Below are 12,956 nucleotides of genomic sequence, written 5' to 3'. Positions count from 1 at the left end.
GCCTTTTCTGGAGACGCCAACATGAAACACTCTTTGCTACGCCTGACCCTGCTGGCTTGCGCCGCCTTGGGCAGCCAGGCCAATGTCATGGCCGCATCGCAGGCCGCCACCATCAAGCCGGGCCTGTGGCAAGTCGACAGCAAGATGGCGTCGCCGGACGCCGCCACCGACAACGCCATGTCCATGGTGCTGCAGCAACTGGGCAACCTCCCTCCTGATCAACGCAAGCAGCTGGAAAACATGGCGGCCAGCCGCGGCATGGCCATGCCCACCGTGGGCGCCGACGGCGCCGTGCGCGTGACGGCCTGCGTGACGCCGGACATGGCGGCGCGCAAGCAGATTCCCACGGGCCAGCCCGGCGACTGCAAATCGAAAAATACGGATATCGCGGGCGGCATGAACGTGTCGTTCACCTGCGCCAACCCGAAATCGAGCGGCGAAGGCAAGGTGCTGTTTACGGGCGACCAGGCATTTTCCATGCAGCTGGCGGTGACCACCAGCGCGCGCGGCACGCCGGAACAGGTAAATGTAACGAGCAACGGCAAGTGGCTGGGGGCAAGCTGCCCTGCCCCATCGGCGACCGCGGCTCAGAAGCCGTGACGGAAACCCATGTTAAAAGCGGCGTCGCCGCGGCCCGCATCGCTGGCATTGCCCACCGTGTAGCGGGCGCCGTTCTTGTTGTGAATCTTCGCGTAGGACGCGTAGAAATCGCTGCGTTTTGACAGGGAATACGTGAGGCCGACGGCCACCTGGCTGGCGTCGCGGTTGGCCAGGTCGCGGTCATCCTTGCGCACCCAGGACGCCAGCAGCTTGAAGCCGCCCACGGGTACGGACACGCCCAGCAAGGTGTCGCGGCTGTCCGACGACGACATCGACAGGGCCAGCGCGCTGTAGGCGTTGTTCGGGTCCCACGGCGAACTGCCATAGCCCTTGTTCATGCCCACGGCGGCAAAGGCGGTGGCCACTTTCAGGTCGATATTCGCGGCGATCAGGGTGTTGCGGGCCGACATGTCGATGGCGGGCAAGGTGCCGGAAGCGAGGATGAGGTTATTCTTGCGCTGGTGCGACACGCTGACATTCACGGCGCCGGCCGAATAGCCTAGGGTGGCGCCATACGCGCGGTTGTTGGCATTGCTGTACGGCGACTCGCCAAAGCTGTAGATGGCGCTGGCGGTCACGCCGCGCAAGGCGGGCGTCACGTATTTGACGGTATTGTCATAGCGTTTCATGCTGTAGCCGGCCAGGTTGCCGGCGCTGCCGGCCATGCCGCCCTTGAACGGGTCGGCCACATCGGTCAGGGCCAGGTAGTGGGGATTGTACTGGCGCCCCAGGGTCAGCGCACCCAGGCGGCTGTCGAGGCCCACGTAGGCCTGGCGGCCGAACAAGCGGCCTTCTTCCGACTGGCCCGTGTCGTTCTGCACGCCAGCTTCCAGGGTAAATACGGCGGACACGTCATTGCCCAGGGCTTCGCGGCCCTGCACGCCTAGGCGCGAGCCGGACGCGACGCCGCCGGACACCTTGGTGCCGGCGCAATTGGCGGCGCAGCCGCGCTCGGCCACGATGCCCGCGTCGAGCACGCCGTACACGGCAACGTTACTGGATGCGGCACTGCCTGCGCCATCGGCAGCCTGGGCCGGTGCAAAGAGCAGCCACGGCCCCACCCCTATCACAGCAAGCGCAAAATACGAGGTCTGCATGATAAATATCTCGGTAACGTGAATTGAAACTTCCCGGTATTGATCAGGACATGCGCTGTGTGTCTGATCTTAGTGTTACCTTATCCTCGCTTTTTGTCCAGCCATCCGTGCGTTGTACAACAGAAACTTCAGCTTAGTCCCTGACTACGCGTCGCGTACTGACAACACGCAAGAGTGACCATGATTCAGCTAATTTGCGGCAAAATGGCGTGAAATGCAGGCCCTGCCGTAAAGCAATGTTCGGTGGCGAACGTTGCGCGATTTGACGCAGGCGGTACACTACTGGTTTTACCGACAGCGGCTCGCCCGTTTTTTCTGCATGCTAGCTATCCTCGAACGCATTGACCCCAACTCCAGCAATATCGACTTGCTGGTGGAATTATTCAACTCACTGCGTCCCAAGCGCTCGCACGACAGCGCTACCGCGATTGCCAACGTGCGCACCCTGCGCCAGCTTCTCAAAGGTAACCCCGCGCAAGCGCGCGCCCTGCACGAATACGTGCTGCGCGTGCTGGCCGCGCGCCGCCACGCCAGCCTGTACACCGATATCGGCGTACTGTCGAACAGCGGTTTCTTCACGGAATTGAAACGCCGCATCGCCTACCGCATGCTGCCGCCCGCCCTCGGCGACGAATACCTGAACGACGCGCTCGACCAGGTGCTGTACCTGAAAACCGATTATTTGTGGATCAGCAACGTGCCCGCCACGGACTGGCTGGAACTGTTCGACGTGCTCACCAGCGACGACATCGAACTGGCCGTCGGCGATGGCAACATCATGCTGCCAGGCATGCTCGACGCCATCCGCACCCTGTCCTACCGCGTCTGCGCCATGGGCCTGGAACCGGAATTGACGCGTTTCCACAATGAAATTGAAGTGTTCCAGTCGCCGTTCATGGTGCAGAACACGGAAGTGAACGCCTACCTGGACGCCTACACGAATTTGCTGCAAGGCGACATCGAGCACATCGAGGATGCGCGTCATTTGCTGGTGATGCTGGACCAGTGCGACGCCGTCATCGCCAAGATCCGCAAGAAGGCGCTGTACCAGGGCACCAGCATTCCCCTGACGTATTTATTGGTGGCCTTGGCGCAAAGCATCGAGCGCCTGCGCAAGCTGCTGTTCCTGGTCGACACGAGCGGCGAGCTGCCGGCATCGAACAACGTGGACATCGCCGCCATCACGGTGGACGCCACGCAGGACTTGCTGCACCCGCAACCGGTCAGCCGCCGCCGCGCGGGCGCCGTCGGGCTGGCGCTGGAACTGATACGCGCGCATAACCACAAGTACAAGGTCAGCGACCTGTTTTCCGACAATATCAACTTGTTGGCGCGCAATGTGACGGAAAACGCCAGCCGCACGGGCGAGCATTACATCGCGGAAAACCGCCGCGAGATGGGCGCCATGTTCCTCTCGTCGGCCGGCGCGGGCGTGATCATCGGCTTCATGGCCCTGTTCAAGATATTGATGTCGTATTTGCGCTCGGCGCCGCTGGTCGAAGCCTTCATGTTCAGCATGAATTACTCTATCGGCTTCATGTTCATCCACTTGCTGCACTTCACGGTGGCCACCAAGCAGCCGGCCATGACGGCCTCGCGCATCGCCGCCGGCCTGCACAGCAAGGATGGACGGAATATCGACCTCGACAGCATGGCGGAACTGATCAACAAGGTCTTCCGCACGCAAAACATGGCCGTGCTGGGCAACCTGGCAACCGCCATCCCCACGGCCTGGCTGATCGCGCTCGGCTACAAGGCGATCACGGGGCACAATCTGGTGACGCCGGAAAAAGCCATGCACTTGCTGCACGATATCGACCCCATCGGCAGCCCCGCCATCTTCTACGCCATGATCGCCGGCGTGTGCCTGTTCGTGGCCGGTCTGATTTCGGGCTACTATGACAACCAGGCCCTGTACACGCGCTGGGCGCAGCGCATCGCGCAATTGCGCGGCCTGGGCCGGGTGATCGGCCAGGAACGCCTGCAACGGCTGGGCTTGTATCTGGAAAACAACCTGGGCGGGCTGATGGGTAACTTCTATTTCGGTATCCTGCTCGGTTCCATCGGCACCCTCGGTTTCCTGATCGGCTTGCCCATCGATATCCGCCACATCACCTTCTCGGCCGCCAACTTTGCGACGGCCCTGGTGGGCCTGGACCACAACATGAGCTGGCAACTGGCCGTCAAGTCGCTGTCGGGCATCTTCGCCATCGGCACGGCAAACCTGCTGGTCAGCTTCGGCCTGGCCCTGTGGGTCGCCCTGCGTTCGCGCCAGGTACGCTTCAAGCACGGCATGCAATTATTGAAGATTCTGGGCAAGCGCTTCCTGCGCTCGCCCATCGTCTTCTTCTTCGGCTCGAAAAACCCGCCACCTTTGGCACTGGTCGACGAGTCGGCAAACCTGTCACCCACGACCAAGGCTCAAAAATGACCGCTAGTCGCATGCAACCCTGCCTCACCGCCCTACTGCTGTGCTGGACCCTGGCTGCATGCGCCTCGCTGCCCAATGTCAAGAATCTCAATACCACCCTCGAACCGGTGGCCAAGCCCAATGTGATCACGAGCAAGGGCGCCTTGCTGAACGTCAACAGCCGGGCCGCCCTGCTCAACAAGCGCTGGGCCAGGTCCGGCATGGACCTGAAAACCCAGGCCGCGCTGGAAGAGGCGGCCACGGGCGTGCCTTTGATCAAGGGCAACAAGGTGACCCTGCTGTTTGACGGCCCGCAAACCATGGCCGCCATGTTCCAGGCCATCAGCGAAGCGAAAAACAGCATCAACCTGGAAACCTATATCTTCGACCAGGACCCGTTGGGCCTGAAGTTTGCCGACATGCTCATCGAAAAGCAGCAGGCGGGCGTGACGGTCAACGTCATCTACGACAGCGTGGGCACCCTCGGCGTGCCACAGGCGTTCTTTGAGCGCATGCGCGCGGCCGGCATTCACCTGGTCGCCTTCAACCCCGTCAATCCCGCCAAGCTCAAGGGCGATGACTGGAAGATCAACAACCGCGACCACCGCAAGGTGCTGATCGTCGATGGCAAGATGGCATTTACGGGCGGCATCAATATCAGCGATACCTACGCGAAAAGCTCGCTGTTCCGCTCGAAATCGAAAGCCACCGACAAGAAGGACGTGGGCTGGCGCGACACCCACGTGAAAGTGGAAGGCCCGGCCGTGGCCGCCTTCCAGTGGCTGTTCATCCGCACCTGGGCCCAGCAAGACCAGGCCGACTTGCCGGACGCCAATTATTTCCCTGTACTTTCCGAAGTGGGCGACAAGCTGGTGCGCGTCGTGGCCAGCGAGCCGGACGGCGGCTTTGAAATCTACAAGGCGTACATCCTGGCCATCCAGGAAGCCAAGAAATCCATCCACATCACATCCGCCTATTTCGTGCCCGACCAGCAGACGGTCGACGCGCTGGTCGCGGCCGCCAAACGGGGCGTGGACGTGACCGTGGTGCTGCCCGGCGTGTCCGACAGCGGCCTCGTGTTCCACGCGGGACACGCGCTGTACGACCAGTTGCTAGCTGGCGGCGTCCGCATCTTTCACTTGAAACTGGCCGTGCTGCACGCCAAGACAGCCGTCATCGACGGCGCCTGGTCGACCGTGGGTTCGACCAACATCGACATGCGCAGCTTCCTGCACAATAGCGAGCTGAACGTGATCGTGCTCGGCGACAGCTTCGGGCGCGAAATGGAAAACGCTTTCCAGGAAGACTTGCGCGATTCGGAAGAAATCACCAAAGCAAAATGGGAAACGCGGCCCATCTCGGACCGCATGAAGGAGTGGGCGGCGCGTTTCATGAACTACTGGCTGTAAATGTAGGCGTAGTTCAACGGCTGGATATTCGCACTGATATGCACTATATTGCACCAATAGTATGACGATCGTCGTATTGCTCATTTCTGGAGTTGACCATCATGGGAACCGTGCGCAAGACCATTACCTTGACGGACCAGCAAGACGACTGGATCAAGGCGCAAATTGACGCCGGACGCTATACCAACGACAGCGAATACATCCGCGATCTGATCCGGCGTGAGCAGGAGCGCAGCGCCGAACTCGACGCGATCCGCGCGGCGCTGCTGGAAGGAGAGGCCAGCGGCGAACCCCAGCCTTTCGACGCCAGGGCATTCAAGCAGCCAGCGTAGATCGGATTAGCGGAGCGTAATCCGACATCACCACAACCATTACCAAAGCCAACAATATTGTCGGATTACGCCCGGCTTCGCCGCGCTAATCCGACCTACAGGAAACCTACAGCGGCCGCAAGCTGGCCCACACGCCGCCCTGGCGCTCGAACGCTTCCGTGCTGACTTTTTCAAAGTCGGCGCTGTCTTCATTCCAGCTGTAGCGCTCGACCCGGATGCAACTGTTTTCCACGCGCAGCACATTGAACGAGTTCGACTCGCCCCTGCCCCGCGTGGATGTGGCCGTGCCCGCCTGCACCATCAGGGCAGCGTAGCCGGCGATCTTGTAGCGTTCGGCCGTGTTGCCCGCCACGCTGGCATGCAAGTGTCCTGCCAGCAGCAGATCCACGCCGCATTCGGAAAACATTTGCAGCGCCTGCGGGGCGCGGTCGACCAGGTCATCCTCGTCGAAGTGCTCGGGCAAGTCAAACGGATGATGCGTGACGATGATACGCGTCAAACCGGGCGGCAAACGGCCCAGCCGTTCACGCAGGAAATCAATCTGTTCGTGACTGATGCGCCCATCCTTGAAGGTCAGGGAGCGGGCGGTATTGATGCCCAGCACGGCGATTTCCTCATCCACATATTCGGGCGACAAATCGTCCGTCACATGGCGCCGGTATTTCACCAGCGGCGTCAGGAAGCGGGAAAAGACGTTGTACAGCGGCACGTCATGGTTGCCCGGCACCACGATCTGCGGCCCCGGCAAGCTGTCGAGAAAGTGCCGCGCCTGTTGGAACTGGGCGCTGCGGGCACGTTGCGTCAAATCGCCGGAGACCACGACCACGTCCGGTTCCAGGCGCTCGACGAGCGCGCGCAAGGGCGCCAGCAGGTCCGCGTCGACCCTGCCAAAATGCAAGTCAGACAAATGCACGATGGTACGCATGCCTTACTCCCCAGTCGGTGCCGGCGCTGGCACCAGCACCGCCAGCGCGGCCGGGCGGATGCGGTACTGCAGCGGCGTATTCATGATCGTCACCTCGCCATCGGTCGCCACGCGCAGACGGCGGTGATGCGTCGCGATTTCCAGGTCGGTGGCCGTCAGCACGTCAAAATCCTTGGCTTGCGACAACTTGCCGAACAGCGCGTGCAAGGCCAGCTTCAGCAAGCCCAGGCGGCCCGGACGCTGCGCCACGTACAGGCTCAGCTGGCCGCCATCGAGCCGCTCGCGCTCGCCGATATTCAAGCCTTCCATCAGGTATTCATTATTGCCGATGAAAACAAAGGGCGTGCGCCGCGCATGCACGGCGTCCTTGAGTTTCAATTGCACGCTGAGGAAGGGATAGCGGCGCAAGGCCGCCAGCAGCGCCCAGCTGAAGGCCAGCCACTTGCCCCGTCCCAGCCGGCGCTGCTGCTTTTCGCGGTCGCGCACGATGTCCGGATACAGGCCCAAGCTGGAATTGTTCAGGAAGATGCGGCCATTGACTTCGCCCACGTCGACCTGGTGCGGCACGCCCTGCGCCACGTTGGCAATCGCCGCATCGAGCTCGAGCGGAATATTCAAATCCTTGGCGAAATGGTTCAAGGTACCCAGCGGCAAGACGCCAAACGGCGTGCCGCTGCCGACCACGACGGAAGCGACGGCGTTGATGGTGCCGTCGCCACCACCGGCCACGACGATGGGCGCGCCATCGCGCAAGGCTTGTTCGGCCGTGGCGATCATGTCTGCGCCGCTGGCGGCCAGGGTGATGGCGGCGTCGAGCCCCACGGCGGCGAATTTCGCTTCGAGCTGCTGCGCCCAGTCAGGCGCATAGCCGCAACCGGCACCCCCGTTGATGATGACTGCAATCTTGCTCAGGATCACTCCCCTTATTTGGTTTGCCGGATATGCCGGCGGCGGCGCAGGGTCGACACGCCGGCGATGCAGATGGCCAGCCAGCCATAGCTTTCCGCCATGGCCGCCAGCACATCGCTCAGGTAATGCGCGCCCAGGTAAATGCGGCTGAAACCCACGAGTGACGCCATCAGGAAGGCGCCCAGCGCGATGGCGATGCGCTTGCCCCACGCGCCTGGCGCCGTCTGGCAAATCAGGTAGGCGGCCAGCAAGCCGTACAGGGCTGTCGAGGTGGCCGTATGCCCGCTCGGAAAACTGTACGTGCTCAAGGCCGTCTGCAGGATGGGTTCGTCAAAGCTGGGCCGCGCGCGGACAAAAATGTACTTTAGCAGCAGGTTCAAAAACATGACGCCCGGCATGGTGATGACCAGGGTAAACAGCCAGTAATCGGCGCCCTTGCGGTGCAGATACCAGCCCAGCAAGAGGGCCAGGGTGATGGCGCCGATCACGCCATGCATGTGCGTGACGACCAGCAGGCAACTGGTGATCCACGGCACGGCATGCTGGTTGAACCAGTGCGCCACCTGCAAGTCGATCACCGTGATCTGCTCCATGCCCATCACGGCTTCGGCGATCTCGTGAAAGACCACGATGGCCACCAGCATCAAGGCCACGCCCACCGTCATATGCAGGCCCAGCTCGCCTTCGGGCGACAGGCGCGCCTCGACAAAGCGGCGCAGTTTCGTGGTCCAGCCCGTGGTCATGCCCATGTCATTCTTCTCTTGCAAACTACTTACTCCTCAAATCAAGCGGGATGATCAAAAAAACCACACCAATAAAAAAATACTGTTTATTCATACAGTAGCTGTGTATTCATACAGTAGTTATGCTATTCTGATGACTCGTTCAACACATCTCCCTCAAAGGAATTGTCATGGCAACATTGAATAGCGGTTTTGGCTCACGGTTCGGCCTGGAATACGCCCCAAGCTCTTTCCTCGTCCGCATGGGCAAGCGCGAAATCCTCGTCTGCCGCGACTTCCGCAAGCGCTACTACACCGTCAATCCCTTGATCGAGTGCGGTACGGGCATCGAGCCGGGCTATGTTGAAGTGCTGCTGATGCGCCGTTGGTTGTTGATCTTATCTAAAGCGCATTAAGTTCACCTTAACCGCGTAGCGGTCTAGGTACTCCGTCCGGCCACGCCGGGAACGCCTCAGTACCGGCCAGCAGCACGCTGGCCGCCCCCTCACTACTGTGTGCGTTCCGGTGCGGCCGGACTGGCAGGTGTTTCAGCAGTTGCGCCGGCAAGCGCGTTGGCAGCTACGTTGGCAGGCGGTACGCGGTCAGACACATTCGCTTCGTACCACAAGGTCACGAACAGCACCATCACGACGGGGCCGATGAACAGGCCCACGAGGCCCAGGGTTTCCACGCCGCCCAGAATGCCGAACAGCACGGCCAGGAAGGGCAAGCGGGTGGCGTTGCCGATCATGCCGGGCCGCACGAAGTGGTCGGCCACAAACAACACCACGGTGCCCCAAGCGGCTACGCCGATGGCGGCGCCCACATTGCCCTGGAAGATCAGCAAGGCAGCCGCGCACAGGTAAGCGAGCGGCGCACCGAACGGGATGATGGCCAGGATGCCAGTGGCAAACGCCCACAGGGCCGGTGACGGCAAGCCGGCGATGGCGTAGGCGATGCCGATCAGCACGCCTTCGGCCAGGCCCACCAGCACCAGGCCGTTGACGGTCGCACGGATGGCGGTAGGAATCTTTTGCGCATAGCGGCCCCACCGTTCGGGGCGCAGGAAATGGCTGCCGACGGCCGTGATCTGACGCGTCAGCGCTTCGCCATCCTTGTAAAAGAAAAACAGGCATAAAAACGCCAGTCCGAAGTCGACCAGGCGGTGGAACACGTCCGCGCCCAGCACCTTGAGCATGTCGCGCGCGGAATGAAAGCCGCCCACGGCGCTGCCCGCAAAGAAGTGGCCGAGGCCATGGGGCTGGCTCAGGGTGGCTTGCCACCAGTCGCCGATGGCGCTGCCGGCCAGCGGAATGTTCGCCACCCATTGCGGCACGGGCAAGCCGTCGGTGTTCGCATGCACGACGAAATTGGCCAGCACGGGCACTTCGCGCGCCGCCTGCGCCACGCCGAACAGCACGGGTATGATGAAGATGCAGGCGAACGCCAGGGTCAGCACGGCTGCCGCAATGATGGTGCGCTGCCCCAGCGCCGCGCGCACGCGCAGGTACAGGGGCCAGGTGGCCACGCACAGGATGCCGGCCCACACGAGCGGCAAAAAGAAACGCTGCATGACGAACGCCGTCACGGCGATCAAGGCCAGGGAAAAGCCTGCGCTGACAATGTCGCGCTGGGTATCGTTCATGCCACTCCATTCGTGCCCGGCGCCACAGGCCGCCAGTATTCGCTATGCGCCAGTTGCGCAGGCGTAGCGTAACACGGAGGTTCGCAGCATCACACCAGCCCCAGCTCCACCGGTTTCACGCCGGCGAACACATGGTCGAGCTGCGCCGGGGTCAAGCCGAAGGTGCGGCGCAGCAAGCCGCCCAGCACGGCCCGGTATTCATTCAGCACGGGCATGTCGCGGTTCTGGAACAAATTCGCCTGCGCAATCGCCACCTGCTCGCCCGCCACCTGTTTGCCTTTGATTCCGCCGCCCAGCACCCAGAACACGCTGCCGTGGCCGTGATCCGTGCCGCGGTTGCCGTTTTCGCGAAAGGTGCGGCCAAATTCGCTGACCACGACCACCACCGTATTGCGCCAGGCGCTGCCCATTTCCTGCGAAAACGCGGCCAGGCCCCGCCCCAGCTCCTCGAAGCGCCCCGCCAGGTAGCCGCTGGCGCCGCCCTGCCCCACGTGCGTATCCCAGCCACCCACGTCGACGAAGCCGAGCTTGTATTTGTCCTTCATCAAGCGGGCGATGCGCTGCGCTTCCAGTTCAAAGCCCTTGGTACTGATGGCGTTGCGGTTGGCCGCCTGCATCTCGCCCGTCAATTCCTTGGTCACATCGTCGCGCACGGCAAAGCCCGCGCTGACCGGTTGCTGCAGGGGCGTGCCCTTGTACATGGCGGCGATGACCTGGCTTTGACGCGCATCAATGCCCGCCTTGCCCACGGAGCGCAGTCCCATGTTCGGCACTTGCACGCCGCCTTGGAAAATCAGGGGCAACTGGTCGGTGAAAGAAATGGCGTGATTGCTGCTATTGAGGCTTTGCGCCAGACGGTTCAGGAAACCCGAGCGGAAGTCGCGGCGCCCGCCGATCTCCTGTCCCAGTTCGATGCTGTCCTGCGTCTCGAAATGGCTGCGCGTCAAATCCGTCGTGCCAGCGAACGGGATGAAGGCCGCCTCGCCGCCCGTGAACATGGGATAGATGGTTTCGCGCAAGGCCGGATGCAGGGCCCAGTCCGCGTTCAAGGCCAGCGCGCCGTTGTCCTCGCCCGGTTTCGCGATGGCGATATTCGGCCGCGAGGCATAATAAAAATCGCTGCCGACCGGCACCAGCAGGTTGTTCGCGTCATAGCCACCACGCAGGAAGACGAACAGCAGCCTGGCATCCGTGGCGGGTGCGGCCAGCAGACTGCCCGCGTGAGTGAACAAGGGCGCGGCGGCCAGGGCTTTCAGCAAGTCACGACGATTCATGGCGATTCCTTCAGTTTCAACTTAGCGGTGCATCATTTCAGGGGATGACAGCAAAAAGGTATTCCACTCCTGCGGCGAAGCGGCCTGCTCCAGGGCCTGGCGCGTCGCCAGACTCAGGCCTGGCTGCAGCGACTGGTAATACAGGGCGCTGGCCAGTTGCGGGAACGCGACCTTTTCCTGCGGCTGCGGGCCATCCGTCTTGAACAGGCCGGCGCTGCCCGAACCGATGGTGCGGGCAATATCGAAGCGCGTCGTCATTTGCCCTGGGCTGGCCCAGGAGGCGTCCGTCAATGGATAACCGTCCGGGGTCTGGCGGCCGTACAGGGGCTGCCCCATGCGCGAAAGCCAGCTCAGCATGGGGCCCGCGTTCAGGATGGGCTTGTCGTCATAGCTGAGGCGCACGGCCGACACCACGTAATGCATGGGGTCCTTGAATTTCTTGCCCAGCGATTGCCGGAACTCGGGGCTGTCGAACATCGTCTGCAGCACGTCGGCAATCATGCCGTCGCTGTGCTGGAAGGTGGCCGCCATGCGCGCCACCAGCGCTTCGGGCGGATTGTCGCCGACGAAATACTGGGCCAGCTTGCCGCTGATAAAGTGCGCCGTGGCGGGACTGCGGCTCAGGCGATCCAGCGCTTCATCAAGCTCGGCCAGCCCCCGGCCCTTCACCGTTTGCCCGAGGAATTGTTTATCGCCGTAATCGTGGCGGTTCGGGTTGAACTCGAACAAGCCCTTGCGCACATATTGCGACTGCAGCGCCGGTTTCACCTTCGGAGTGTCCGCTCCCAGATTCACGCCCACCCCGGTCAGGATGCGCGCCAGCTCCTGCACGTCAGCCTGGCTGTAGCCGCCGTTCACCCCCAGGGTATGCAGCTCCATCAGCTCGCGCGCATAGTTTTCATTGATGCGCTTGGCGGCGTTGGCTTCATTGTCCAGGTAGCGCAGCATGGCCGGATGATGGACGGTCGCGCCCAATAAGTCACGGAATTTCCCCAGTGCATGTGGTGCGATAGCGTTCGCCTCGTAATCGCCCACCATGGCGCGCAAGTTGTGCTTGCCCTGATGCACGCTGAAATGGTTGAGCCAAAACCAGCTCAGTTGCTGCTGCAACTGGTTAGGCGAATACACGTCCAGCAACAGCGAGCGCGTGGCCGCCTCGCGTGCCAGGCGATTCAGTTCCTGCTGGTAATCCTTTTGCGCCTGCTGCTTTGCCATGTCGTCCATCACGCCGGCCGCATCCTTGCGCTTTTGCTCCATAGAAACCACCAATTGATCGAGCGGCACCTGGCTGATGGTCATGGCGTCGATTTGCGCCTGCACGGCGGGCGGCAAGCTGGCTTTGCCTGGGTGCAACTGCGCCTGCAGCCAGGCGTTCCAGCCTTTGTCCTGCACCTGGCGCACGCTGCCCCCGTTCACGCCCCAGCTGACCCGTTCCAGCATGGCGATGTCCTGTGTGGAACTAGTCTGCGCGCGATGATCGGACTGGACGGCAGGTCCGGTCGCGGCGCAGCCGGCCAGCAAGAGCAGGGAAATCAAGGTCGGCGGCAAGAATCGGTGTGGGGTCATGGCAGTCCTTCGAGCGGTTTCATGCAGAATGCTTGAGGGTACGCCCAGGTTGACCTGCGCATGATTG

Annotated in this window: 12 protein-coding genes; 5 read left to right on the top strand and 7 right to left on the bottom strand. The window is 62.2% G+C overall.

Features of this window, described 5'->3' with window-relative positions:
- The first annotated feature begins 21 nt into the window (after positions 1-21).
- A complete protein-coding gene (locus AC3IQ7_RS10000) occupies positions 22-600 on the top strand; it encodes a DUF3617 domain-containing protein (RefSeq protein WP_489209319.1) in 579 nt (192 codons plus the stop codon).
- Here AC3IQ7_RS10000 and AC3IQ7_RS09995 read toward each other — a convergent pair.
- Positions 588-1,697, bottom strand: a complete 1,110-nt coding sequence (locus AC3IQ7_RS09995; protein ID WP_489209317.1) for a porin — start codon at positions 1,695-1,697, stop codon at positions 588-590. The genes AC3IQ7_RS10000 and AC3IQ7_RS09995 overlap by 13 nt on opposite strands.
- A 319-nt stretch (positions 1,698-2,016) precedes the next feature.
- Between AC3IQ7_RS09995 and AC3IQ7_RS09990 the strand changes: the two genes are divergently transcribed.
- From AC3IQ7_RS09990 to AC3IQ7_RS09980, 3 genes are all read left to right on the top strand, one after another.
- Entirely contained in the window at positions 2,017-4,128 is a 2,112-nt protein-coding gene (locus AC3IQ7_RS09990; RefSeq protein WP_099380107.1) for a site-specific recombinase, read from the top strand.
- On the top strand, positions 4,125-5,516 hold the full coding sequence (cls, locus tag AC3IQ7_RS09985; protein ID WP_322427981.1) for a cardiolipin synthase: 1,392 nt from the start codon (positions 4,125-4,127) through the stop codon (positions 5,514-5,516). The genes AC3IQ7_RS09990 and cls overlap by 4 nt, the downstream gene beginning before the upstream one ends.
- 101 nt (positions 5,517-5,617) lie before the next feature.
- A complete protein-coding gene (locus AC3IQ7_RS09980; protein ID WP_099380090.1) occupies positions 5,618-5,848 on the top strand; it encodes a type II toxin-antitoxin system ParD family antitoxin in 231 nt (76 codons plus the stop codon).
- 106 nt (positions 5,849-5,954) lie between these two features.
- Here AC3IQ7_RS09980 and AC3IQ7_RS09975 read toward each other — a convergent pair whose 3' ends face one another.
- From AC3IQ7_RS09975 to AC3IQ7_RS09965, 3 genes are read right to left on the bottom strand one after another with little or no spacing between them, the layout of a single operon-like run.
- Positions 5,955-6,773 (bottom strand): metallophosphoesterase family protein, encoded by an 819-nt coding sequence (locus AC3IQ7_RS09975; RefSeq protein ID WP_099380089.1) that lies wholly within the window; start codon positions 6,771-6,773, stop codon positions 5,955-5,957.
- A gap of 3 nt (positions 6,774-6,776) precedes the next feature.
- Positions 6,777-7,691, bottom strand: a complete 915-nt coding sequence (locus AC3IQ7_RS09970; protein ID WP_489209314.1) for a diacylglycerol/lipid kinase family protein — start codon at positions 7,689-7,691, stop codon at positions 6,777-6,779.
- 5 nt (positions 7,692-7,696) lie between these two features.
- Complete coding sequence (locus tag AC3IQ7_RS09965; protein ID WP_489209312.1) at positions 7,697-8,449, bottom strand: phosphatase PAP2 family protein; 753 nt, start codon at positions 8,447-8,449, stop codon at positions 7,697-7,699.
- Positions 8,450-8,595: 146 nt separating this feature from the next.
- Here AC3IQ7_RS09965 and AC3IQ7_RS09960 point away from each other — a divergent pair, with 146 nt between their 5' ends.
- On the top strand, positions 8,596-8,820 hold the full coding sequence (locus tag AC3IQ7_RS09960; RefSeq protein ID WP_010396348.1) for a hypothetical protein: 225 nt from the start codon (positions 8,596-8,598) through the stop codon (positions 8,818-8,820).
- A 92-nt stretch (positions 8,821-8,912) separates the two neighbouring features.
- Here AC3IQ7_RS09960 and AC3IQ7_RS09955 read toward each other — a convergent pair whose 3' ends face one another.
- The 3 genes from AC3IQ7_RS09955 to AC3IQ7_RS09945 all read right to left on the bottom strand — a co-directional run bounded on the left by AC3IQ7_RS09955 (position 8,913) and on the right by AC3IQ7_RS09945 (position 12,889).
- Positions 8,913-10,049 carry an AI-2E family transporter gene (locus tag AC3IQ7_RS09955; RefSeq protein ID WP_489209309.1) on the bottom strand — a complete coding sequence of 379 codons (1,137 nt, stop codon included), beginning with the start codon at positions 10,047-10,049 and terminating at the stop codon, positions 8,913-8,915.
- A gap of 89 nt (positions 10,050-10,138) precedes the next feature.
- Positions 10,139-11,323 (bottom strand): DUF1501 domain-containing protein, encoded by a 1,185-nt coding sequence (locus tag AC3IQ7_RS09950; protein ID WP_322427978.1) that lies wholly within the window; start codon positions 11,321-11,323, stop codon positions 10,139-10,141.
- A 21-nt stretch (positions 11,324-11,344) separates the two neighbouring features.
- The gene (locus AC3IQ7_RS09945) at positions 11,345-12,889 is read right to left on the bottom strand and encodes a DUF1800 domain-containing protein (RefSeq protein ID WP_489209307.1); all 1,545 of its coding nucleotides are present in this window, start codon (positions 12,887-12,889) and stop codon (positions 11,345-11,347) included.
- Positions 12,890-12,956: the final 67 nt, after the last annotated feature.

The sequence above is a fragment of the Janthinobacterium sp. GL_088 genome (genome assembly GCF_057837845.1).
The sequence above is the reverse complement of the archived record's forward strand: the minus strand, read 5'-3'. Positions and strand labels throughout refer to the sequence as shown.